General features: G+C 62.4%; 25 protein-coding genes. 14 read left to right on the plus strand and 11 right to left on the minus strand.

Annotated elements, in window-relative coordinates; translation table 11 throughout:
- Positions 1 to 447: 447 nt before the first annotated feature.
- On the minus strand, positions 448 to 1,242 hold the full coding sequence (locus BLU35_RS24750) for a response regulator (RefSeq protein WP_057249067.1): 795 nt from the start codon (positions 1,240 to 1,242) through the stop codon (positions 448 to 450).
- Positions 1,243 to 1,377: 135 nt separating this feature from the next.
- Between BLU35_RS24750 and BLU35_RS24755 the strand changes: the two genes are divergently transcribed.
- From BLU35_RS24755 to BLU35_RS24765, 3 genes are all read left to right on the plus strand, one after another.
- On the plus strand, positions 1,378 to 1,572 hold the full coding sequence (locus tag BLU35_RS24755; RefSeq protein ID WP_058320782.1) for a NepR family anti-sigma factor: 195 nt from the start codon (positions 1,378 to 1,380) through the stop codon (positions 1,570 to 1,572).
- A gap of 8 nt (positions 1,573 to 1,580) precedes the next feature.
- The gene (locus BLU35_RS24760) at positions 1,581 to 2,135 is read left to right on the plus strand and encodes an RNA polymerase sigma factor (RefSeq protein ID WP_057249069.1); all 555 of its coding nucleotides are present in this window, start codon (positions 1,581 to 1,583) and stop codon (positions 2,133 to 2,135) included.
- A gap of 212 nt (positions 2,136 to 2,347) precedes the next feature.
- A complete protein-coding gene (locus BLU35_RS24765) occupies positions 2,348 to 3,850 on the plus strand; it encodes a sensor histidine kinase (protein ID WP_093234891.1) in 1,503 nt (500 codons plus the stop codon).
- A gap of 43 nt (positions 3,851 to 3,893) precedes the next feature.
- On the opposite strand, the gene BLU35_RS24770 is transcribed toward BLU35_RS24765, so the two are convergent.
- The 7 genes from BLU35_RS24770 to hemP all read right to left on the minus strand — a co-directional run bounded on the left by BLU35_RS24770 (position 3,894) and on the right by hemP (position 9,151).
- Complete coding sequence (locus tag BLU35_RS24770; RefSeq protein ID WP_093234892.1) at positions 3,894 to 4,325, minus strand: hypothetical protein; 432 nt, start codon at positions 4,323 to 4,325, stop codon at positions 3,894 to 3,896.
- Positions 4,326 to 4,454: 129 nt separating this feature from the next.
- Positions 4,455 to 4,823: an ElaB/YgaM/YqjD family protein gene (locus BLU35_RS24775; protein WP_057249072.1), complete on the minus strand. Its 369-nt coding sequence runs from the start codon at positions 4,821 to 4,823 to the stop codon at positions 4,455 to 4,457.
- A 200-nt stretch (positions 4,824 to 5,023) separates the two neighbouring features.
- Positions 5,024 to 5,815 carry a heme ABC transporter ATP-binding protein gene (locus BLU35_RS24780; RefSeq protein ID WP_093234893.1) on the minus strand — a complete coding sequence of 264 codons (792 nt, stop codon included), beginning with the start codon at positions 5,813 to 5,815 and terminating at the stop codon, positions 5,024 to 5,026.
- An 8-nt stretch (positions 5,816 to 5,823) separates the two neighbouring features.
- Positions 5,824 to 6,942 (minus strand): FecCD family ABC transporter permease, encoded by a 1,119-nt coding sequence (locus BLU35_RS24785; protein WP_057249074.1) that lies wholly within the window; start codon positions 6,940 to 6,942, stop codon positions 5,824 to 5,826.
- Positions 6,929 to 7,879: a heme/hemin ABC transporter substrate-binding protein gene (locus tag BLU35_RS24790; RefSeq protein WP_093234894.1), complete on the minus strand. Its 951-nt coding sequence runs from the start codon at positions 7,877 to 7,879 to the stop codon at positions 6,929 to 6,931. The genes BLU35_RS24785 and BLU35_RS24790 overlap by 14 nt, the downstream gene beginning before the upstream one ends.
- Before the next feature lie 20 nt (positions 7,880 to 7,899).
- On the minus strand, positions 7,900 to 8,961 hold the full coding sequence (locus BLU35_RS24795; protein ID WP_176907417.1) for a hemin-degrading factor: 1,062 nt from the start codon (positions 8,959 to 8,961) through the stop codon (positions 7,900 to 7,902).
- 10 nt (positions 8,962 to 8,971) lie between these two features.
- A complete protein-coding gene (gene hemP / locus BLU35_RS24800) occupies positions 8,972 to 9,151 on the minus strand; it encodes a hemin uptake protein HemP (protein ID WP_176907420.1) in 180 nt (59 codons plus the stop codon).
- 208 nt (positions 9,152 to 9,359) lie between these two features.
- On the opposite strand from hemP, the gene BLU35_RS24805 reads away from it, so the two are divergent.
- The 5 genes from BLU35_RS24805 to hmuQ all read left to right on the plus strand — a co-directional run bounded on the left by BLU35_RS24805 (position 9,360) and on the right by hmuQ (position 12,148).
- Positions 9,360 to 9,797, plus strand: coding sequence for a hypothetical protein (locus BLU35_RS24805; RefSeq protein WP_093234896.1), 438 nt, complete (start codon positions 9,360 to 9,362; stop codon positions 9,795 to 9,797).
- Positions 9,798 to 9,859: 62 nt separating this feature from the next.
- On the plus strand, positions 9,860 to 10,774 hold the full coding sequence (tolA, locus tag BLU35_RS24810; RefSeq protein ID WP_057249077.1) for a cell envelope integrity protein TolA: 915 nt from the start codon (positions 9,860 to 9,862) through the stop codon (positions 10,772 to 10,774).
- A gap of 210 nt (positions 10,775 to 10,984) precedes the next feature.
- Positions 10,985 to 11,398, plus strand: coding sequence for a DUF2325 domain-containing protein (locus BLU35_RS24815; RefSeq protein ID WP_057249078.1), 414 nt, complete (start codon positions 10,985 to 10,987; stop codon positions 11,396 to 11,398).
- Positions 11,399 to 11,428: 30 nt separating this feature from the next.
- Positions 11,429 to 11,695 (plus strand): hypothetical protein, encoded by a 267-nt coding sequence (locus tag BLU35_RS24820; protein WP_093234897.1) that lies wholly within the window; start codon positions 11,429 to 11,431, stop codon positions 11,693 to 11,695.
- 138 nt (positions 11,696 to 11,833) lie between these two features.
- Entirely contained in the window at positions 11,834 to 12,148 is a 315-nt protein-coding gene (gene hmuQ / locus BLU35_RS24825; protein ID WP_058326438.1) for a heme-degrading protein HmuQ, read from the plus strand.
- A 94-nt stretch (positions 12,149 to 12,242) separates the two neighbouring features.
- Here hmuQ and BLU35_RS24830 read toward each other — a convergent pair whose 3' ends face one another.
- Together BLU35_RS24830 and BLU35_RS24835 are read right to left on the minus strand one after the other, a co-directional pair.
- The gene (locus BLU35_RS24830; RefSeq protein ID WP_058320792.1) at positions 12,243 to 12,611 is read right to left on the minus strand and encodes a DUF423 domain-containing protein; all 369 of its coding nucleotides are present in this window, start codon (positions 12,609 to 12,611) and stop codon (positions 12,243 to 12,245) included.
- 5 nt (positions 12,612 to 12,616) lie between these two features.
- On the minus strand, positions 12,617 to 13,009 hold the full coding sequence (locus BLU35_RS24835) for a globin domain-containing protein (protein ID WP_093234898.1): 393 nt from the start codon (positions 13,007 to 13,009) through the stop codon (positions 12,617 to 12,619).
- A 140-nt stretch (positions 13,010 to 13,149) separates the two neighbouring features.
- Here BLU35_RS24835 and BLU35_RS24840 point away from each other — a divergent pair, with 140 nt between their 5' ends.
- On the plus strand, positions 13,150 to 13,710 hold the full coding sequence (locus tag BLU35_RS24840; RefSeq protein ID WP_093234899.1) for a TetR/AcrR family transcriptional regulator: 561 nt from the start codon (positions 13,150 to 13,152) through the stop codon (positions 13,708 to 13,710).
- Between the two features lie 17 nt (positions 13,711 to 13,727).
- Complete coding sequence (locus tag BLU35_RS24845; RefSeq protein WP_057249131.1) at positions 13,728 to 14,069, plus strand: DMT family transporter; 342 nt, start codon at positions 13,728 to 13,730, stop codon at positions 14,067 to 14,069.
- Between the two features lie 19 nt (positions 14,070 to 14,088).
- Here BLU35_RS24845 and BLU35_RS24850 read toward each other — a convergent pair whose 3' ends face one another.
- Positions 14,089 to 15,111 carry a substrate-binding domain-containing protein gene (locus BLU35_RS24850; RefSeq protein ID WP_058320794.1) on the minus strand — a complete coding sequence of 341 codons (1,023 nt, stop codon included), beginning with the start codon at positions 15,109 to 15,111 and terminating at the stop codon, positions 14,089 to 14,091.
- A 362-nt stretch (positions 15,112 to 15,473) separates the two neighbouring features.
- Between BLU35_RS24850 and BLU35_RS24855 the strand changes: the two genes are divergently transcribed.
- The 4 genes from BLU35_RS24855 to BLU35_RS24870 all read left to right on the plus strand — a co-directional run bounded on the left by BLU35_RS24855 (position 15,474) and on the right by BLU35_RS24870 (position 19,802).
- Positions 15,474 to 16,736 (plus strand): ABC transporter substrate-binding protein, encoded by a 1,263-nt coding sequence (locus BLU35_RS24855; protein WP_057249085.1) that lies wholly within the window; start codon positions 15,474 to 15,476, stop codon positions 16,734 to 16,736.
- A gap of 209 nt (positions 16,737 to 16,945) precedes the next feature.
- Positions 16,946 to 17,932 (plus strand): carbohydrate ABC transporter permease, encoded by a 987-nt coding sequence (locus tag BLU35_RS24860; RefSeq protein ID WP_093234900.1) that lies wholly within the window; start codon positions 16,946 to 16,948, stop codon positions 17,930 to 17,932.
- Positions 17,932 to 18,762: a carbohydrate ABC transporter permease gene (locus BLU35_RS24865; protein WP_057249087.1), complete on the plus strand. Its 831-nt coding sequence runs from the start codon at positions 17,932 to 17,934 to the stop codon at positions 18,760 to 18,762. The genes BLU35_RS24860 and BLU35_RS24865 overlap by 1 nt, the downstream gene beginning before the upstream one ends.
- A gap of 11 nt (positions 18,763 to 18,773) precedes the next feature.
- Positions 18,774 to 19,802: an ABC transporter ATP-binding protein gene (locus BLU35_RS24870; protein ID WP_093234901.1), complete on the plus strand. Its 1,029-nt coding sequence runs from the start codon at positions 18,774 to 18,776 to the stop codon at positions 19,800 to 19,802.
- Positions 19,803 to 19,877 lie beyond the last annotated feature (75 nt).

Below are 19,877 nucleotides of genomic sequence, written 5' to 3' on the forward strand. Positions count from 1 at the left end.
TTTGGAACCTTTTGCCGCCTCGCGCATTCTGTTTGCGACCGGACGGTGGCGCGCATAGCCCCCAATGCCGCGCCGGAGGCAGACCGCCGGCCTACAACTCACACTCCCCGAGTGAGTTGCACATACCAGCCAGTGCCTTCCCTCGGCACTGGCTGTCGTGTTTCCGGGGTAAGCCAAAGAGATGCTGCGGGAAATGTGAAACGGCGGGGTGAGGCCGGCTGACATGAAGTCGCGCCGGCGAGTGTGCCTCCGCGCGAATATCGGGAAGTGGCGCAAATATCAGGAACGGCTGATTTCGGGAAAACCGGCCATTCGCCGCTTCGACGAAACGGTAAAATGGACTACGGCGTCGCGGCCCTTTGTGACGCGCGACGCTGTAGCCCTTTGAATGACCTGCATGTTCTTGCCTTTGACCGGCTGCGATCAAAGGGAACATGCAGGTTGCACTCAGGCCGCCGCCTTGGTCGATTCGTTGAAGAACAACGCCTGACTGATCAGTGCCTTGACCATATCCGGGTTGAACGGCTTGGTGACCAGGAAGGTCGGTTCCGGCCGCTCGCCGGTCAGGAGCCGTTCCGGGAAAGCGGTGATGAAGATCACCGGAATGGCGCTCGTCTTCAGGATGTCGTTGACCGCGTCGATGCCTGAGCTGCCGTCGGCGAGCTGGATATCGGCAAGCACCATGCTTGGCCGCGTCCTCTTGTAGAGGGCGATCGCTTCGTCGCGCGTCCGGGCGATGCCGGTGACCCGATGGCCGAGGCTTTCGACCATCTGTTCGATATCGATGGCGATCAGCGGTTCGTCCTCGATGATCATGATATCGGTCGCGACCTGGCGCGAGATTTCCTGCGAGGCGCGGTCGAGCAGGCTGCCGACCTTATCGGTGGACACGTCGAGAACCTCGGCGGCCTCCTCGGGACGGAAACCCTCGACCGAGACCAGCAGGAAGGCCTGGCGGGCAAGGGGCGAAACGGTTGCAAGATTGATCGATGCACGCTGTTCCCAGGCAAAAGGCGAGATCGGTTCCGGCACAAGCACGGACGAGGAACCGAAAAGTGAGGTGAAGAGCCGGAACAGGCCAACGCGATCATTGCTCGCTTCCGGGAAAATCGACGTGTCGGCGATCAGCGCTTCGAGAACGGCAGCGACATAGGCGTCGCCTGATGTCTGCGAGCCGGTCAGCGCGCGCGAATAGCGGCGCAGATACGGCAGAAGCGGTGCTATCCGCGTGGACAATGTCATAGGGGAACTCCCTCGGGTATCTTTCTACGGTGACGTTGCGAGAACGCCGGACGTAAAAAAAGGTTCCGCGAGGGAACATTTCAATTTTCTGCTGCGTTATGGCGGCTATGGACACTCGAAGGCGACAGTTTGACAATGAAATATAAAACAGGGGCAGGGCGGACTACCGGCACGACCTTATGGACAGAAGACCCAAATGCGCAGATCGCAGCAAAGCTGAAAGCGCTTTATCAGTCCGTGCAGGAAGAGGCGATACCCGCGCGTTTTCTCGATCTTCTGGAAAAGCTCGACGCAGCCGAGCAGCAATCGGCGCTGCAGGGCAGGGAGTAAGTGCCAGAATGTCGTCCGAAAAAAATGATTTCAAGCGAGAGATGCTTGCCGCCTTGCCGAGCCTGCGTGCCTTCGCCATGTCGTTGATCGGTCGCCACGACCGTGCCGACGATCTGGTGCAGGACACGATCATGAAGGCCTGGGCGAAGCAGGACCATTTCGAGATGGGCACCAATATGAAGGCCTGGCTCTTCACGATCCTGCGCAACGAGCTCTACAGCCAGATGCGCAAGCGCGGGCGCGAGGTGCAGGACACCGACGGTCACTTCACCGAGTCGCTGGCCCATCATCCCGAGCAATACGGCTCGCTCGACCTGCAGGATTTCCGGCGCGCGCTCGAGATGCTGCCGCCGGACCAGCGCGAAGCGATCATCCTGGTCGGAGCTTCCGGCTTCTCCTACGAGGAGGCGGCGACGATCTGCGGCTGTGCCCTTGGCACGATCAAGAGCCGGGTCAACCGCGCGCGTCAGCGGCTGCAGGATATCCTGCAGGTGAAGGGTGAAAACGACTACGGGCCGGATGAAACCTCGGCTCCGATCACGTCGCGGGCCTTCATCTCCTGAGGGAAGAATTTCGGGCAGGACACCGTTGCAAAAGTGGCGGTGTCCTGCTTTCACTGGCGGCTTGAGCCCAAGGGGGACACGCCGTGACGGCTGGCATCGACTGACGAATGCGCAGTGATGACGATTTTGGGGCGAGACGCTCCAGAATCGAGCGGGATGCGGGTGGATCGCCAGGGCTTCCTCATCTCGTTCAGATTGAGAATTGAGACCGTATGCACGTGAGGACAGAGAAAACGGACCCGCCCGTGACGAAGCTGCTCGACGCGCCCGAGCGTCTTGGCGTTCTGCATGCGACCGTCCCCGACATGGCCATCCCGGATCGGGATTTCGACGGGATCGTCGAAATTGCTGCCGGGCTTTTCGACGCTCAGATCGCACTGGTGACACTGATCGACCGCGAATGGCAGTGGTTCAAGGCGGCTGTCGGCACCGATGAGACCGGTGCCCCATCCGAAGACGCGTTTTGCCCGCATGTGACCGCTGCGGCCGACTCCAGCCTCGTCGTGCTCGACGCTTCGACCGATCCGCGGTTCGCGCGTCACCGACAGGTCAAGGGGCCGCCATTTCTGCGCTTCTATGCCGGTGCGCCGATCGTGCTCGACGGGCAGGCAGTGGGCACGGTTTGTGTGTTCGACGACAAGCCGCGCGCTGAGGTGTCGCAACCGCTCATCCACCAATTATGCCGGCTTGCCGCGCTCGCAGCCTCGCTCTTCAAGGTCAAGGACGAAGCCCGTCGGCGCGCTCTAAAGGAGGCGGCGTTGTCGCGCGAGGAGCAGCGGCACGCGATGGCGCTCGAAGCGGCCAACATCGGCAGCTGGCTTTGGGATATCCGCTCAGGTGCGATCGCCGGCAACAGCGCATTGAAACGTATGTTCGGACTTTCGGCCGAGCGTTCGGTTGGCGTCCGGGACATCTTCGGCGCGATCCACGTCGACGACCGCGGCGCGACTTTCGCCAAGCTTCGCCAGGCGATGAAGGCTGACGATGAATATGACGGCATGTTCCGCATTGGCGATACCGGTCGCTGGCTGCTTGGCCGCGGCCGCGTGCACGACCGTGACGGCAAGGGCAATCCGCTTACGTTCATCGGCGTGACGATCGATGTCACCGACCAGCAGGCTTCGGCGCAGCGCACTCGGCTCCTGCTCAAGGAGCTCAATCATCGGGTCAAGAACACACTGGCCATGCTGCAATCGCTTGCGCGCCAGACGCTTCGCCAGACGAGCGACCCGGCCGAATTCATGACCGCGTTTGCCGGCCGCTTGCAGGCGATCTCCGAGGCGCATGGTCTGCTCTCTGATCACGAGTGGGGCACCATCCGGCTTGCCGACCTGATCGCCAAGCAACTGCTGCCGCATGTGAGCGCCTATGCGGACCAGATCGAACTGCACAAGGACGAAGTGTCGCTTGGTCCCGACCAGGCCGTCGGCCTCGGGCTGGTCCTGCACGAGCTTGCAACCAACGCCGTGAAATACGGATCGCTGTCGGTGCCGAAAGGCAAGGTGGTATTGACGGCGCGAAACGTCGTCGAAGACGGCGACACCGTTCTTCATCTCACCTGGACCGAGGTTGGTGGGCCGCCGGTGCGCGAGCCAAAGCGGCGCGGCTTCGGCTCCATCCTCATCGAGCGCAGCCTCGACAAGGTGCTGGGTAGTTCGGTGAAGGTGGAGTATCTCCCCGCCGGGGTCACGGCGCTGATCCGGTTGCCGCTCTAACGGGATCGCACCCGCCATTGAGACGACTGGCTTGCTGCGTGCATCAGTCGTCGTGTTTGCGTCCGCGTCGCTTGCCGGTGCCGAGAAGCGCGCCGATCGCAACAGCCGTCGCGACGGCGAGAAGCGGCTGTTTGCGCAGGATGCCGGCGGCCGCGAGCAGGGTCAGATTGGTCTGCATTTGCGTGCGACGGCGGCGTTCTTCCTGGCGCCGCCGGTCACGGTTCTGCAGAGACATGATGATGCCAACCAGCACCAGCGCGGTGACGACCAGAGCCCCGGCGATTGCCGCCGCGGCCGCGACCGGGGAATAGCGCGCGCTGAGATAAAGAAAGGCTGCGGCTAGCGCGAAGACATAGGCGGTGACGAGCAACAGCCCTATGACGCTCCATAGGGCTGCGTTGCGCTTCACACGAGAGGCGGCGGCGCTGATATCGGCGGCCAAGAGGCTGGCCAGGGCGGCCGTCAATGGTCCCATGCGTTACTCCCCGTCGTGATAGGGCCTCTTAGGCTAGGTCGGGATACGGGCGGAAAACCTATATGCTTTTTCTCATCGCGTTCGAAACCGCGAGCCGTTGCCCGCGGGTCCGGTTCGACCGACCGCAAGTCAGCGCCGAAGCAGCGCCGCCACCGCGAGCCCAATCAGGGCGGCGGCGCCGAGCGTGGCGATGGGATGCTCGCGAACGGCGTGGCGGACCTGTTTTTCTGTGCCGGCATAACGGTCGCGAAGTTCGGCCAGCAGGTCTTCGCCGCTTGCCAGCAATTCGCTGATGCCGGCTTCGGCCTGTTCACGGGCGTCCTGTGCCTTGCCACGTGCCTGCTTTGAGGCGGCCGCTCCACGATCGGCCAGCAATGCGACGAGCGTTGCCACATCACTGCGCAACTCGCCCAGTTGTTCTTCGATGGAGATATCGGCGAGCTTGCCGTTGCTTTTTGTCGATCGCGAGCTCGAGCCGGAGAAGAGGCTAGGCGCCATGATGGATACTCCCTTTCACGCATGCGCCGGCCGCGACGGTCGGCGCTGTCTGACGGTACCGGCGAGCACAACTAGAGGCCCTTGCCGGCGCTTCGGGAGAACAACGCACAAGTGCGGAAATTGTTTCGATAAATCTTGGTGCTGAGGCTTGAGAAATCCGGAAGCCCCAACAGGCATCTACCGGGTCCTCGGGCGTGGCGTCAGAGCGATGCTGTCTGCGGCAGGACGAACGGCACGTGCGGCGCCGGTGCGACACCCACCTGCATGCGGCAGCCGAAGACGGCTTCCATCGTCTCGTCGGTCAGAACCTCGCGCGGCGTGCCGCAGGCGCGGACCTTGCCGGCTTTCATCATCACCATTCGGTCGGCGAACATGGCCGTCAGGTTGAGGTCGTGCATCACTGCGACGACCCCGCCGCCGCGTTCGCAGAACTTGCGGGCGAGCTGCATGATCCCGAGCTGGTGGCGGATATCGAGGCTCGACACCGGTTCGTCGAGCAGCAGGTAGCGCGGCTCGCCGTCGATGACCGGATCGGTGATCTGGCAGAGGACGCGGGCAAGCTGCACGCGCTGCTGCTCGCCGCCCGACAGTTCCTGGTAGAAGCGTCCGGCAAAGCCGCCCAGGTCCACCGCTTCCAACGCCTCGGCCGTGACCCGGTCGTGCACGGCGGGATCCACATTGGCACCGGCGGCAAGACCCAATCTCACGACCTCGCGCACGGTGAAGGGGAAGGAGATGACCGTAGACTGGGGCAGCACGCCGCGCATCAGCGCGAGCTCCCATGGCTTCAGCCCCCGCAGGTCGCGGCCATTGATGCGGATCGTTCCGCTCGACGGCGAAAGCTCCCCGGAGATCGCCTTCAGCGTCGTGGTCTTGCCGGAGCCGTTCGGGCCGACGATGGCGGTCAGTGCGCCGGGCAGCGCCTCGAGCGAGACGCCGTGGATGACTGGTCGCCCGCCAAGGCGAACGGAGAGATTGGAAACGTTGATCATGGTTTCGCTCAGAGTCCCATGTTCGAACGGCCGCGCAGCAGGATCCAGAGGAAGAACGGCGCGCCGATAAAGGCGGTAACGATGCCGATCGGCAGTTCCGCCGGAGAGACGATGGTGCGGGCGATCATGTCGGCGAGGATCAACAGCGTGCCGCCGAGCAGCGCCGAGGTGGGCAGCAGGTAGCGATGATCGGGACCGATGACGAGCCGCAGCAGGTGCGGAACCACGATGCCGACGAAGCCGATGCCGCCGCTGACCGCAACGGATGCGCCGGTCGCCGCGGCGACACTGACGATCGCAATGTTCTTCAGCCGCTGGACAGGAATGCCCATATGGAAGGCGGCCGCTTCGCCGAGCGTGATGGCATTCAGCCCGCGCGCCAGGAAAGGGGTAACCGCGAGCGAAGCGAGGATGATCGGCGCTGCAGCCAGGATCTTAGTCCAGTTGGCGCCGGCGAGCGAACCGAGGCCCCAGAAGGTCAGGTCGCGCAATTGCTTGTCGTCGGCTCTGAAGACGAGAACGCCGGTGACCGCACCGGTCAGCGCGCCGAGCGCAATGCCGGCGAGCAGCAGCGTGGCAATCGACGTCTGGCCGCCGCGGGTGGCGATACGGTAGAGCAGCAGCGTCGTGACGAGGCCGCCGACGAAGGCTGCTACCGGCAACGCATAGAAGCCGAACAGCGCGAAGAGCGGCCCGAAGGCGGCGGTTCCGAGCACAATCAGCAGCACGGCGCCGAGGCTCGCGCCTGAGGACACGCCGACGAGGCCGGGATCGGCCAGCGGATTGCGGAAAAGGCCCTGCATGACGACGCCGGAAACCGCGAGCGAAGCGCCGACGAGCATGCCGAGCACGGCGCGCGGCAGGCGGATATCGAGAATGATGATGCGGTCGCGGATGCTCAGGGCCTGATCGGCCTCACCCATCAGCCAGCGCCAGACGTTGGCGAGCGATGCATCGGCGGCACCGGTCATGATCGAGCCGACGAAGGTCGCGACCGCAAGCGCGATGAGGGCGACGATGACGAGACGTGCCAGCCGGGACCGGTTGCCCGAGCGCCACTCGTTGCGGATATCGGCGGCAAAAGCGGTCAGGCGCATGCCGCGGGCCAATGCCTCACTGCGAGGCATTGGCCTTCTTCCCGTAGATTGCGGCATTCAGTTCGCGGACGGCGCTTGCGGTGCGCGGGCCGAAGCCGAGCAGGTGCAGGCCGTCCATGCGGATCAGCGCCTTGTTCTTGGCGGCAGGGGTAAGGCTGAGCGCCGGCAGGGCGAAGAGTTCGTCCGCCTCGGCGGAATGTTCGCCGCCGCGGTCCATCATCAGGACGACATCTGGCTTGGCCTCGATTATCGCCTCGTCGGTCAGGGCCTTGTAGCCGGGGAAGGTGCCGACCGCGTTGATTGCGCCCGAGAGCTCGATGATGCCGTTGGCCGCGGTTCCCTGTCCCGATGCCATGACCTTGCCGCCCTGCGTGCTCAGGATGAAGAGCACACGCTTGCGTTCGGCTTCCGGACGGGCGGCATTCTCGGAGACTGCCGCATCGAGATCGGCTTCGACGCTCTTTGCCAGGGTTTCGGCCTTTTCCTCGACACCGAGGAAGGTGCCGACCGCACGGATCTTGGCGGGGATGCCGGGCTTGTCAAAGGCCTCGGGCACGCTGGTAAAGGCGATGTTCGCTTCCTTTAGCACCGCCAACGCCTCCGGCGGACCGCTGCCTTCGACGGCGATGATTGCGCTCGGGTTGGCAGCGATGATGCCTTCCGGTGCGAGCTGGCGCATGTAGCCGACATCCGGCAGCGCCTTTGCCGCTTCCGGATAGGTGCTGGTGGAATCGCGACCGACGAGGCGACCTTCCTCGCCGAGCGCATGGATGATCTCGGTTATCGCTCCGCCGACCGATACGACGCGCGAGACGTCGGCCTTCTGCATGTCCTCGGCCATCGCCGGCCGGATGAAGGAGGGGGCACCGGGTGCCACCGCTGGCAACAGGAAGGGAGCCGAAAGGGCGAAGGCGGCAAGCGCCAGTTCCCAGCGGCGAAGGCGTCGGAAGTCGAGACCCTTGATCATCTGAGTTTCCTATCCTGTCCTCAGGCGGCGACAGTCGTGTCGAGACGCGGCAGGTCTTCGACGATGGAGCGCCATTCCGGCCGTTCCGCGAGACCCTCTTTCCGCTTGCCGAAGAACTGGATGATCATCTCGCCCTTGGCGTCGAGCGCCTCGATCGAAGTGACATGGCCGTCGGCCGTCGGCTTGCGCACGGCCCAGAGTTCGGCGATGTGGTCGGTGCGCAGGTGCAGATGGAAGGTCGGGTCCATGACGTTCAGCCACGGGCCCATCGGCGCGGTCTTGGCAATCGGACCGGAATGGATCTGGATCATGCCGCGGTTGCCGACGAAGCACATGATCGGCAGTTCGACTTCGGCGCTCTCGCGCATCATGGCTTCGATGCTGGAGGGGTCGAGCTGCCAGGCGAAATCCTCGCCGATGTTGCTGAGCGCCTGGCGACGGCCGATCTTCAGCTTGCGCAGCATGCCGTGGAACTGGTGCGTGTCCGTCATTTTCGTCCAGCGGTCGCGCAGTTCGACGACATCGACCACGGTTTCCGGCTTGTCGTCGGCTGCCGGCACACTCGCGTCGGCGGTGAAGTCCTGCGTCTGGTCGTCAAGGCGGAAGTCCGCGACGATCTTGTCATAGGCCGCAACATTCGATTCCGGGCGCAGATGCACCTTGTGCACGGCGTTGCCCCACTTGTCGAAGAACTGCAGGCTCTTTCGGGCTTCACCCTGGTCGTCTGTCTTCGTCACGGCGAAAGCGTGTGCCCAGGCGCTCGGGAAGACCCGGAGGTCGATCTGCTCGCCGAGCACGATGCTCGCCATCTCGCCCGTGGTGATCTTCTCGTAAACGCCGATCTTCTCGTGGACCGCGCTTTCGTTGCGGGTCAGCGCCATGACTTCGCCGAGTTCCTCGACGCGAGAGAGGAAGCGGTTGGCATCGGCATCGATGCGCACGGCGGTCAGCCCACATTCGGCAGCAACGAGAGCGGCTTCGGAAACACCGAGCTGGGCTGCGATATCACGCTCGCGCATCTTCGGGTTCTCGGCGCGGTAGGCGCGGATTTCGGAAGCAGTGGGGCGGAGGCTCTCGGTCATTTTCATCTGCCTATTTGTTCAGGATCAGTTTGCCTTGGCGGGTGATCTTCATGCGGTAGATCGCGCCGTCGTGGGAAATGAGGATCTCGTTTTCGCTGCCGAAAAGTTCGCGACTTTCGATAATCCGCTGCGCGCGCCCGGCCTGGATCGGCGGCTCGGATGGGCGTGCAAGGTCACTGTCGTTGGTCACTGCGTTTGGCCGTTTCGAGAGGGCAGGCCGCGCTGTTTTTCCAGCATTTCCTGCCGTGCAATTCGTTTACTATCTTGACTTCATTACTCATATTTATTTATGGACGCAATACCGGACTTATGCACTCAAGTTAGTTGTTGCCGGCTTGTGGACAAGGGCGTGCGGGTCTCGTTCGGTGGTTCGCTGCAACCTTTGGGGTGATGTCGATATGAAGTTTTCCAGCCTTCCAATTGTTTCCGTTGCGCTTGCGGCCTTCATTGCTGCGGGCAGTGTCAACGCTCAGGAGGCTGTGCCCGCCCTCGGGCTGACGATCGAGTTGAACGACGTCGCGCCGTCGCAGAAGGGCTGCAAGCTCACCTTTGTCGCCGGCAACGCGCTTGCGCAGTCGCTGAGCAAGGTTTCCTTCGAGTTCGTGATCTTCGACCAGAAGGGCCTCGTCGAGCGCATGGCCGTGCTCGACTTCCGCGATCTGCCCGCCGGCAAGACCAAGGTTCGCCAGTTTGATCTCCCCGGCACCAACTGCGATGCGGTGAAGAGCCTGTTGATCAATGATGCGCCGGCCTGCGTCGGCAACGGCGTGCAGCCCGGCGCCTGCATGAGCGGGATCAAGACCGGCTCGAAGTCGGCGGTGGAACTCAAGGGCTAAGTGAGGCCGCTCCTTCGGAGCGTGAAGTTTGCGCTGCCCGGTGCGGCGAAGGTAAGGCTGTAATGAAGCGTATCGTCATCTGGGCTGGGGCCGCCATCATCTCGCTTGCAACGCATGGCGTCGTGCTTGCTACCTTGTTTGGCCCAAGGCCGCCGGAAAAAGAGCATGCCCTCATGCTCGGCGGAGAGGCGACCGAGGTCGCGATCCTTGGCGATGCCTTTGAAGAGACACTACAATCCGGCGATCCCGCGGAGATCGTCGAGCCGACCGAGGACGTTCCGGATGAGGTCAAGCCGGAGGAGATATCGCCCCTTGAAGATCTCACGTCGACAACTCAGGAAATCGTTGCCGAACAGCCGCATGATCTGACCGCGACCGAGGCTGACGTGATTTTGCCGGCTGAAGAGATGCCGACCCTTCAGGTCGCCGAGGCCGTCGTGACGGCGAGTGTTGCGCCGGTCGAAACCGTGGTGCCTGAAGAAAAGCCCGAGATCGAAGAGCCCAAGAAGGAGAAGGTTGAAAAGCCGGAACCGAAGAAGGAGCCGGTCAAGAAGAAGAAAGTGACCCGCAAGAAGACGGGTGACAAGGGCGAGCAGGCGCAGAACCAGGTCAAGGGCAAGCAGGACGGCCAGGAAAGCGGCAGTGCCGCAGCCGCGACCGGCAATAGCCGCGCATCCGAGGTCGGCAATGCCAATATGGAAAATTATGACGGCAAGGTCCGCAGGAAGATCATGCGGAGATTCAAGGTGCCGTCTTCGGCAAGGCGCGAAGGCGTTTCCGGCACGGCGACCGTCCGCTTCACATTGACCGCCAACGGTGAGCTGACCCGGGTAAACGTCGCCGGCAGCTCAGGTTCTCCCGCCATCGACGACGCAGCCGTCGATGCCGTGCGCAATGCGGCGCCGTTCCCGGCCTTTCCTGCCGGGGGGCCGAGCTCCAAATCCTTCATCGTTCCGATGGTTGCCAGCGTCCGCTGAGGCGGGCGCCGTTCCGTATGCTCATTTGTGCGGGCCGGGATTTGGCGAAAGAAATATGATGATAAAACTCATGTTTATACTTTACTCGGATTATCAAGTTTAATAGGTTGCCCTCGTCACGCAGCCGAAGGGCGTGTGTCGAGATGATGTCCCGATGCGACCGGCTGCCCCTTGAAGGCCCTTGTCGCACGATCACGCGGAGAGGATTGCATGCGCGGCAAGCGTCACCAGAATGCGGCGAAAAATGGCAAGGGTCGTTCGGGTTCAGAACCGACCGAAGCCCGCCAGGAGGCCGGCAAGGCAACGCTCGAAGGGCGCAGTTTTCTCTATGTCGGCGGCCGCGATTGTCAGGTGGCGCACTTACGCGAAATCGCCAGCTCGTTTGGCGCTGAGCTGCTTCACCATGATGGCGGCCTGCGCGAAGCCGTTTCCCGCATCGACCGGGTGCTGCCGTCGGTCGACTGCGTCTTCTGCCCGATCGACTGCATCAGCCATGACGCGTGTCTTCGCGTGAAGACCGGCTGCAAGAAGTGGGGCAAGGCCTTCGTGCCGCTGCGCAACGGCTCGAAATCGAGCCTGGAGCGGGCACTTCAGGACCTCACCGCCAGCCGCGACGAGCGGTAACCCTCCCAAGACAAGACGAGAGTTTGCACAATGAACGAAGAACGTCCTGACCTGTGCATGATGATCGGTCTGCACAAGCTGGCGGCGCAGCATGGCGATGGCCTGGTGCCTGAACTCTACGAGATCCTGACGCGCCGCGCGCGCATGCTGGACGACGCCAACGTCGCCGAGTTTCCAACCTGGCAGACGCGCCCGCCGGTTCGCGACCCTCTCGGTCTTGCAGAGCCGAAGGAAGGAACTATTCTCGCCTTTCCGCGGGCTGCAAACGATGCCGCCCGCAAGAAGGAAAGCGCATAAGAGCAATTCCAGGAAAAGTGCGAAGCGGTTTTCCGTCCGGAGTTGCGCCTTTCAGTAAGAGAGCAATTCCAGGAAAAGTGCGAAGCGGTTTTCCGTCCGGAATTATGCAGTAGTTCAAGGTCGCTGTAGGAGACCAAGATGTACGTTGCCATGAACCGTTTCCGTATCGCCATCGGCCTTGAAGAGGCCTTCGAAGCCGTGTGGAAGGGGCGCGATTCCAGCCTTTCGGAAATGCCCGGCTTCGTTTCCTTCCACCTGCTGCGCGGCGACAGCGTGCCGGAGGAGGGCTATACGCTCTTCGTTTCGAATTCGGTCTGGAAGGACAGGGATTCGTTTTCAGCCTGGACGAAGTCTGAGAATTTTCGCGCGGCGCACAGGAATGCCGGCGAGAATAAGGCGATGTATCTCGGTCCGCCGAAGTTCGAAGGTTTTTCGGCCGTCGAAGGCGCCTGATCAGGCGGCCTCGCGCACGATCGGCCGCGTAAATTTTTGATTTTATATGCCATTCACCTCCCAAATGGGTCCATTCGGGAGGTGAATTTTTTTCTCAGGCTGTCTTTCGCGGCAGGAAGGCGCCGAGGGAAACGGCAAGCCAGCCCGCCATGATCGTCGTGCCGCCGAGCGGAGCGGACATCGGGAACAGGCCGTGACCCGAGATGTGGCGCATGGCGAGATCCGCCGAGAACAGCGCCGTTCCAACTGCAATCAGCAAGGCCGCAGCGGCCGCCGTGCGAAAGCTCGGCCAGGCTGCGTAGAGCGCGATCAAGGCCGGGGCATGCGCCAGGCACATCGCGGAAATGCCGGCGAGCAATCTTGGATCGTCGCCGTGCGAAGCGGCGGCCGCGCTGACAACGCCGGTCAGGCCCATCAAACCGGCAACAAAAAGCGTCGTTGCGCGAAATCCGCTGTGCGACATCACGGCTATTCCTTGTTCTGCATATGAAGGGCGAGGCGGGTGATCGGGTCGAGAATGATCTGCCTCAGCTTCGGATGGGCGATCGCTTCTTCAAGCGCTCGGGTAAAGCAGAGCAGCCATTCGTCACGCTCCTCGGGGCCGATCTCAGCGACGAAATGGCGGCGGCGCAGCATCGGATGGCCGCGCTTCTCGACATAAATAGGCGGTCCGCCAAGCCAGCCGGTCAGGTACTCGTAGAATTTCTCTTCACTGCCCGAAACGTCGGGCGGATGCACGGCGCGGCATCGTGCCGCTTCCGGCAGCGTGTCCATCAACTCGTAGAAGCGGCGGGTCAGCGCGCGAACTGTCGGGTCGCCGCCGATCGCTTCGTAGAGGGTCGTGGTTTCCGTTTCCGCCATGCTCGCGTCCTTCATTCCCTGCGGTCCTAGCGTGCGGCGACGGGGCGGACAACGATTTTCAGAGTACCGGTTTGCGGCGTTTCATCGCGGTCGATCAAGGTCCCTCTTGACAAACCGTCCAGACGGTATCTTTATGGGGCATGGCCGAAGCTCATCGCCGCAAGAAACAACCGGAACAGGTGCGCCAGCAATTGCTGGAGGTTGCTGCACGCCTTTCGCATGAGCAGGGGGTGGCAGGCATCACCCTCGATGCCGTGTCGCAGGCGGCAGGCGTCAGCAAGGGTGGGCTGCTGCACCACTTCCCGAACAAGCTCGCTCTGCTCGATGGGCTGTTCGACGACCTGGTGACGCGGTTCGATCGTGAGATCGAGGCGGCGATGGCGCACGATCCGGTGGCGAAGGGGCGGTTTACCCGTGCCTATATCGACGTCTGCTTCGCGCTTGATCCGACGACCGACGTGCCGGGCTGGCGCATGCTGACAATCGCGCTCATTGCCGAGCCGCATCTGAAGAGCCGCTGGCGCGACTGGGTCAGCCGGCGTTCGGCGGAGTTCGCAGAAACGGACGCCTCGACCGGCTGCGTGCTTGCCCGCTTTGCCTGCGACGGCGTCTGGCTGGCGGATCTGATGCAGAGCCACGATCTCGATGCCGAGGCGCGGGCCGGTCTGGCTGAAAATCTCAAGGCGCTTTCGGCGCAGTAACCCGGATGGAGTCCCCGATGAACCCCGCCATGCTCTATACCGTCCTGGTTGCGGCGATCGTCTTCGAAGTGCTCGGCACCTCGGCGATGCAGGCAGCGCAGCATTTCACCCGCCTGGGGCCGACGGTCCTGATGGTGGTCTGCTACGCGATCGCCTTTTTCTTCCTGTCCTATACGCTGCGCTTCATCCCTGTTGGCATCGCCTATGCGGTCTGGAGCGGGCTCGGCATCGTCTTGATTTCGCTCGTCGGTTACTTCGCCTTTGGGCAGAAACTCGACCTGGCGGCGATCCTGGGGCTGGGCCTCATCATATCCGGCGTGGTTGTGCTCAACCTGTTCTCCAAGTCCACCTTCCATTGAGGCGGTCGGCGGCCAGTCCTCAGGCGCCCTCTGGCGGGGGTGCGGTCGATTCCCGCAGGATCAGTTCCACCGGCCAGAGTTCGTGAACCTCTTCGGTCGGCCTGCCTGAGAGAAGCTGCAGCACGAGATCGGCCGAGCGTGCGCCGGCCGCGCGCATCGAAGAGCGCGTCGCCGAGAGCGACGGCACCATGTTTTCCGCCGTCAGGTAGGGGAACACGTCATCATGGGCGATGACCGAGACTTCGCGACCGATTTCCAGGCCTATGGACCGCGCCGCCCGATAGATGCCGAGGGCCGTCATCATCGAGCCTGCGACGAAGGCCGTCGGCCGCGGCGTTTGTTCCAGGAAGGAGCGTGCGAAGCGGAAGCCGAGTTCGTCGGTGAAGTTGCCGTGGGCAACGAGGCGCGGATCGAACGGGAGCCCGCGCGCCTGGAGCGCGTCGCGGTAGCCCTTGTCGCGGTGAAGCGAGAAGGTGCGTCCTTGCCTGCCGTTGATCATGGCGATGCGGCGATGGCCGAGATCGATGAGATGCGAGGTCGCGCGGCGGATGGCGCCCTCATTGTCGATATCGAGCCACGCATGCGGCACGTCGATATCGGATCGACCGTGGACGAGAAAGGGCATGCCGAGCTTGTGCAGGAGTGCGATGCGTTCGTCGTTCGGCTCGGGAGAATGCACGATCACGGCGTCGACGCGGCCGCTGACGGCGAGCCGGCTGTAAAGCTGGATTTCGCCCGTAGGGTTCTTGTCATCCATCGGGCTGACGAGGATGTCGATGTCCTCGGTGCCGAGCCGCTCGGCCAGGCCGCCCATGAATTCGGAGAAATGGAATTCGCCGGAGCGCCCCATGACGACGCCGATCGCACCGGCGCGACCGGTAGCGAGCCTCACGGCATTGATGTTCGGACGATAGCCAAGGCGAGTTGCCTCTTCGGCCACGCGCTTGCGCGTCTTTTCGCTGACCTCGGGATAGCCGCTCAGCGCTCGGCTGACGGTGGTCGGCGAAAGGCCCAGTTGTTGTGCGAACTCCCTCAGTTTCATTCGGTATGCGTTTCCTCAGCCTAGCCCGGTCCCAGAAGTATACACCTTCGTTGCCGGTAACAATCGGTTTGTCGCGTGCATGCAGCGCCTCGAACCACGATGGAATTTTACCAAACCGTTTTAAATTAATGCAGTTCCCCTTTGATTTTATGGGTTGTTGTTAGGTGCGGGTGAAATTTCTCCTCATCCGTTATAATATTGAAATTAAATAATTATTTTAAATGATTCACGGCCGAACGACTTTTTCTGATGTATGGATTGACAGTTTTTCCGTCTTCTGCCAACTTTTTTCAATCCAAACCGCTTTCGAATTTGCTGAGGAGCTTTCGTGCGGTGGAGGGGGAACAGGAGGAGTCGACCCAATGACAACCATGCTCAATGCCCTGAGTTTTTGTGCCGCAATCGTTGCAGCCGGAACGGCCAGCGCCGCCGAGCTCTCGCTCGCCGCCAACACGACCGGCAAGAACGTCAATTTCATCCGCGAGCAGCTCGCCATCTTCGAGAAGCAGACGGGGCACAAGGTGAGCCTGGTCACCATGCCGCCGTCGAGCAGCGAGCAGTTCAGCCAGTACCGTCTATGGCTCGCCGCCGGAAACAAGGATGTGGACGTCTACCAGACCGACGTCGTCTGGGCGCCGCAGCTTGCCGACCAGTTCGTCGACTTGACGGAGGCGGCGAAGGATGTCGCCGGACAGCACTTCCCGTCGATCATCGCCTCGCAGACGGTCAACGGCCGTCTCGTGGCCCTGCCTGCTTTCACCGATGCGCCGGCGCTCTTCTATCGCAAAGACCTCTTGGAAAAGTACGGCAAGGCGCCGCCGAAGACCTGGGATGAACTGGCGACGACCGCCAAGGAAATCCAGGAGAAGGAACGCGCCGGCGGCCAGGCTGACCTCTGGGGCTACGTCTTCCAGGGCAACGCCTATGAAGGGCTGACCTGCAATGCGCTCGAATGGATCAAATCGTCCGGCGGCGGCCAGATCGTCGAGCCTGATGGCACGATCTCGATCAACAACGAGAAGGCGGCCGCAGCGATCGACCGCATCAAGGGGTGGGTCGGCACGATTTCGCCGCAGGGCGTGCTCGCCTATCAGGAAGAGGAATCACGCGGCGTCTGGCAGACGGGCAATGCCGTCTTCATGCGCAATTGGCCCTATGCCTATGCGCTCGGCAATGGCGACGACAGCGCGGTGAAAGGCAAGTTTGCCGTGACGCCGCTGCCGACGGCGACCGATGGCGATCAGCCGTCCTCGACGCTCGGCGGCTGGAACGTCGCCGTCTCCAAATATTCCGACGACCAGGAAGCAGCGATCGCGCTTGCCAAATTCCTCTCCTCGGCAGAGGTGCAGAAGCGCAGGGCGATCGAGCTCTCCAATCTGCCGACGATTGCCGCACTCTACGACGACGCGGAGGTCGCCAAGGCCCAGCCGTTCATGCCGGCATGGAAGCCGATCTTCGAGAGCGCCGTGCCGCGCCCGTCGGCGGTCACCAAGGTCAAGTACAACGAGGTTTCGGCCAAGTTCTGGAATGCGGTCCATAACTCGCTCTCCGGCAACGGCACGGCTGCGGAAAACCTGGAACTGCTCGAAGTCGAGCTCACCGAGATGAAGGGCGATAGCTGGTAATCCTCCCGGGGGCGAGGGGAGCGCCTCCGGGCCTTCCCTCGCTCCACCGAGCAATCGCCGACGACGCCCAGCGCTCTGAACAAGTGCTTTGAAAGCAAGCAATTCTGGATGGGAAAACGCTTCACACTTTCCTGGAATTGCCTGGTGGCGTCGTTCCTCTCGGGCCAACCGCTCGGCCGCGCGCCGAATGGCAAGAGTGAGCCAAGACAATGACCGATCTTTCACTCGCAGATCCCCCTTCCGTCCTCGGACAACAGGCAGGGATCCGTTCCGACCTCAACGCCAGCCGCATTCGCTCCGCCTGGATCTTTCTCGCGCCGACCTTGCTGGTGCTCGCGCTCGTCGCCGGGTGGCCGCTCATACGCACCGTCTATTTCAGCTTCACCAACGCGTCGCTGACCAACCTCGAGGGTGCCGAGTTCGTCGGCTTCAAGAATTATCTGAGCTGGATCACGCTGAAGAGCGGGCGAACGGTCTATAACGGGCTGCTTGCCGATCCGGCCTGGTGGAATGCCGTCTGGAACACGCTGAAGTTTTCCGCCGTCTCCGTCACCATCGAGACGGTGCTCGGCCTGATCGTTGCTCTGGTGCTGAACGCCCATTTCCCGGGCCGCGGGCTGGTGCGCGCCGCGATCCTCATTCCCTGGGCAATCCCGACCATCGTTTCCGCCAAGATGTGGGCCTGGATGCTCAACGACCAGTTCGGCATTCTCAACGATCTTTTGCTCGGCCTCGGCCTGATCAGCCAGAAGATCGCCTGGACGGCCAATCCGGAGACCGCGATGGTCGCGGTGCTGATCGTCGACGTCTGGAAGACGACGCCGTTTATGGCGCTGCTCATCCTTGCCGGCCTGCAGATGGTGCCAACGGATATTTACGAGGCGGCCAAGATCGACGGCGTGCATCCGCTGAAGGTCTTCTGGCGGCTGACGCTGCCGTTGATCCGGCCAGCGCTGATGGTCGCCGTGATCTTCCGCATGCTTGATGCGCTGCGCATCTTCGATCTCATTTACGTGCTGACGCCCAACAACGCCCAGACCAAGACGATGTCGGTGTTGGCGCGCGAGAACCTGTTCGACTTCGACAAGTTCGCCTATGGCGCCACCGCCTCGACGATGCTGTTTCTGATCATTGCGGCGATCACCGTCGCCTACATGTGGTTCGGCCGCGTCAACCTCGAAGGAGGAGAGCGCTGATGGTTGCCACCTTTGCCAAGCGCACGGCGTTCTACGCCCTCGTCGCCGCCATCATCATCATGGCCGTCTTCCCGTTCTACTACGCGGTGCTGACAAGCTTCAAATCCGGAACGGCGCTGTTCCGGGTCGACTACTGGCCGACCGAGATCTCCTTCGACAACTACGCCGGCATCGTCACGAGCAGCGGCTTCCTGCGCAACCTCGCCAACTCGCTGATGGTCGCGACCATCGTAGTCTGCGTGTCGCTGCTGCTTGCGGTTACCGCCGCCTATGCGCTGGCGCGGGTGCGGTTTCGCGGGCGCGGACTTCTGCTCCTGACGATCCTGTCGGTGTCGATGTTTCCGCAGATTGCGGTGCTTGCCGGCCTGTTCGAGTTGATCCGCGCCGTCGGCATCTTCAACACCCCCCTGGCGCTAATCTTTTCCTACATGATCTTCACGCTGCCCTTCACCGTCTGGGTGCTGACCACCTTCATGCGCGATCTGCCGGTCGAGATCGAGGAGGCGGCGATCGTCGATGGTGCGACGCCCTGGGTGATCATCACGCGCGTGTTCATGCCGCTGATGTGGCCGGCACTGGTGACGACGGGGCTGCTCGCCTTCATCGCCGCTTGGAACGAGTTCCTGTTCGCGCTGACCTTCACGTCATCAGACAGCCAGCGCACCGTGCCGGTCGCGATCGCGCTGTTGTCCGGCAGCAGTGAGTACGAAGTCCCTTGGGGCAACATCATGGCCGCATCGATCATCGTCACCGTGCCACTGGTTATCCTCGTGCTGATCTTTCAGCGGCGGATCATATCCGGGCTCACGGCCGGCGGCGTCAAAGGATAAAGGGAAAAAACATGGCAGAGCTTCAATTGCGCAACATCCGCAAGTCCTTCGGTGCCTTCGAGGTGATCAAGGGCGTCAGCATGGATATCCGGGCCGGCGAGTTCATGGTCTTCGTCGGACCTTCCGGCTGCGGCAAGTCCACGCTGCTGCGCCTGATCGCCGGGCTTGAAGACATCTCTTCGGGCACGCTTTCCTTCGACGGACAGGTGGTCAATCAGTTGACGCCGTCCAAGCGCGGCATCGCGATGGTGTTTCAGTCCTATGCGCTTTACCCGCATATGACCGTCTTCGAGAACATGTCCTTCGGCATGCAACTCGCCGGCAAGGATAAGGAGCAGTGCAGGAAACGCGTCGAGGCGGCAGCGGAGATGCTGCAACTGACCCCCTATCTCCAGCGGCTGCCGCGGCAGCTCTCGGGTGGCCAGCGCCAGCGCGTCGCCATCGGTCGTGCGATCGTACGCGATCCCAAGGTCTTTCTCTTCGACGAGCCGCTCTCCAATCTCGATGCAGCGCTTAGGGTTGCGACCCGGATCGAGATCGCGAAACTGCATCGCAGCATGCACAACACGACGATGATCTATGTCACCCACGACCAGGTCGAGGCGATGACACTGGCTGATCGCATTTGCGTGCTACGAGATGGCCGGGTCGAACAGATTGGCACGCCGCTCGAACTCTACGAGAGCCCGAACTCGGTCTTCGTCGCCGGCTTCATCGGTTCGCCGAAGATGAACTTTCTCTCTGGTGCTCTTGCTGCTCCCTATGACGCCCACACGATCGGCATCAGGGCCGAGCATCTGGAGATCAGGTCGGGCGACGGCAGGTGGTCAGGGACGGTGGTGCACTCCGAGATGCTGGGATCCGACAGTTATATCTATCTCGACATCGGTGCCGCGGAACCGGTCATCGTCCGGGAAGGCGGCACCTCGCACCACCAGCCGGGAGACACAGTGCAGATCTCGCCGGCCGGCGACAACATTCACCGCTTCGATGCGGCGGGGCTGGCTTTGGGTCGTGCGCCCATGAGAGGGGCTGCCTGAAAGCTCAGGCGAACCTGGAGCTTCGGGGTCGCCAATTCCTGGCGACCCCATCAATCGCAGGACGACATGCCCGTG

The sequence above is a fragment of the Sinorhizobium sp. NFACC03 genome, from assembly GCF_900103435.1.
In the GTDB taxonomy this organism is placed as follows: domain Bacteria; phylum Pseudomonadota; class Alphaproteobacteria; order Rhizobiales; family Rhizobiaceae; genus Ensifer.

What these genes read in the sequence shown, in the direction of transcription:
- BLU35_RS24750 (WP_057249067.1), bottom strand. Translation starts at nt 1,242, where the DNA reads ATGACATTGTCCACGCGGATAGCACCGCTTCTGCCGTATCTGCGCCGC.
- BLU35_RS24755 (WP_058320782.1), top strand. Translation starts at nt 1,378, where the DNA reads ATGAAATATAAAACAGGGGCAGGGCGGACTACCGGCACGACCTTATGG.
- BLU35_RS24760 (WP_057249069.1), top strand. Translation starts at nt 1,581, where the DNA reads ATGTCGTCCGAAAAAAATGATTTCAAGCGAGAGATGCTTGCCGCCTTG.
- BLU35_RS24765 (WP_093234891.1), top strand. Translation starts at nt 2,348, where the DNA reads ATGCACGTGAGGACAGAGAAAACGGACCCGCCCGTGACGAAGCTGCTC.
- BLU35_RS24770 (WP_093234892.1), bottom strand. Translation starts at nt 4,325, where the DNA reads ATGGGACCATTGACGGCCGCCCTGGCCAGCCTCTTGGCCGCCGATATC.
- BLU35_RS24775 (WP_057249072.1), bottom strand. Translation starts at nt 4,823, where the DNA reads ATGGCGCCTAGCCTCTTCTCCGGCTCGAGCTCGCGATCGACAAAAAGC.
- BLU35_RS24780 (WP_093234893.1), bottom strand. Translation starts at nt 5,815, where the DNA reads ATGATCAACGTTTCCAATCTCTCCGTTCGCCTTGGCGGGCGACCAGTC.
- BLU35_RS24785 (WP_057249074.1), bottom strand. Translation starts at nt 6,942, where the DNA reads ATGCCTCGCAGTGAGGCATTGGCCCGCGGCATGCGCCTGACCGCTTTT.
- BLU35_RS24790 (WP_093234894.1), bottom strand. Translation starts at nt 7,879, where the DNA reads ATGATCAAGGGTCTCGACTTCCGACGCCTTCGCCGCTGGGAACTGGCG.
- BLU35_RS24795 (WP_176907417.1), bottom strand. Translation starts at nt 8,961, where the DNA reads ATGACCGAGAGCCTCCGCCCCACTGCTTCCGAAATCCGCGCCTACCGC.
- BLU35_RS24805 (WP_093234896.1), top strand. Translation starts at nt 9,360, where the DNA reads ATGAAGTTTTCCAGCCTTCCAATTGTTTCCGTTGCGCTTGCGGCCTTC.
- tolA (WP_057249077.1), top strand. Translation starts at nt 9,860, where the DNA reads ATGAAGCGTATCGTCATCTGGGCTGGGGCCGCCATCATCTCGCTTGCA.
- BLU35_RS24815 (WP_057249078.1), top strand. Translation starts at nt 10,985, where the DNA reads ATGCGCGGCAAGCGTCACCAGAATGCGGCGAAAAATGGCAAGGGTCGT.
- BLU35_RS24820 (WP_093234897.1), top strand. Translation starts at nt 11,429, where the DNA reads ATGAACGAAGAACGTCCTGACCTGTGCATGATGATCGGTCTGCACAAG.
- hmuQ (WP_058326438.1), top strand. Translation starts at nt 11,834, where the DNA reads ATGTACGTTGCCATGAACCGTTTCCGTATCGCCATCGGCCTTGAAGAG.
- BLU35_RS24830 (WP_058320792.1), bottom strand. Translation starts at nt 12,611, where the DNA reads ATGTCGCACAGCGGATTTCGCGCAACGACGCTTTTTGTTGCCGGTTTG.
- BLU35_RS24835 (WP_093234898.1), bottom strand. Translation starts at nt 13,009, where the DNA reads ATGGCGGAAACGGAAACCACGACCCTCTACGAAGCGATCGGCGGCGAC.
- BLU35_RS24840 (WP_093234899.1), top strand. Translation starts at nt 13,150, where the DNA reads ATGGCCGAAGCTCATCGCCGCAAGAAACAACCGGAACAGGTGCGCCAG.
- BLU35_RS24845 (WP_057249131.1), top strand. Translation starts at nt 13,728, where the DNA reads ATGAACCCCGCCATGCTCTATACCGTCCTGGTTGCGGCGATCGTCTTC.
- BLU35_RS24850 (WP_058320794.1), bottom strand. Translation starts at nt 15,111, where the DNA reads ATGAAACTGAGGGAGTTCGCACAACAACTGGGCCTTTCGCCGACCACC.
- BLU35_RS24855 (WP_057249085.1), top strand. Translation starts at nt 15,474, where the DNA reads ATGACAACCATGCTCAATGCCCTGAGTTTTTGTGCCGCAATCGTTGCA.
- BLU35_RS24860 (WP_093234900.1), top strand. Translation starts at nt 16,946, where the DNA reads ATGACCGATCTTTCACTCGCAGATCCCCCTTCCGTCCTCGGACAACAG.
- BLU35_RS24865 (WP_057249087.1), top strand. Translation starts at nt 17,932, where the DNA reads ATGGTTGCCACCTTTGCCAAGCGCACGGCGTTCTACGCCCTCGTCGCC.
- BLU35_RS24870 (WP_093234901.1), top strand. Translation starts at nt 18,774, where the DNA reads ATGGCAGAGCTTCAATTGCGCAACATCCGCAAGTCCTTCGGTGCCTTC.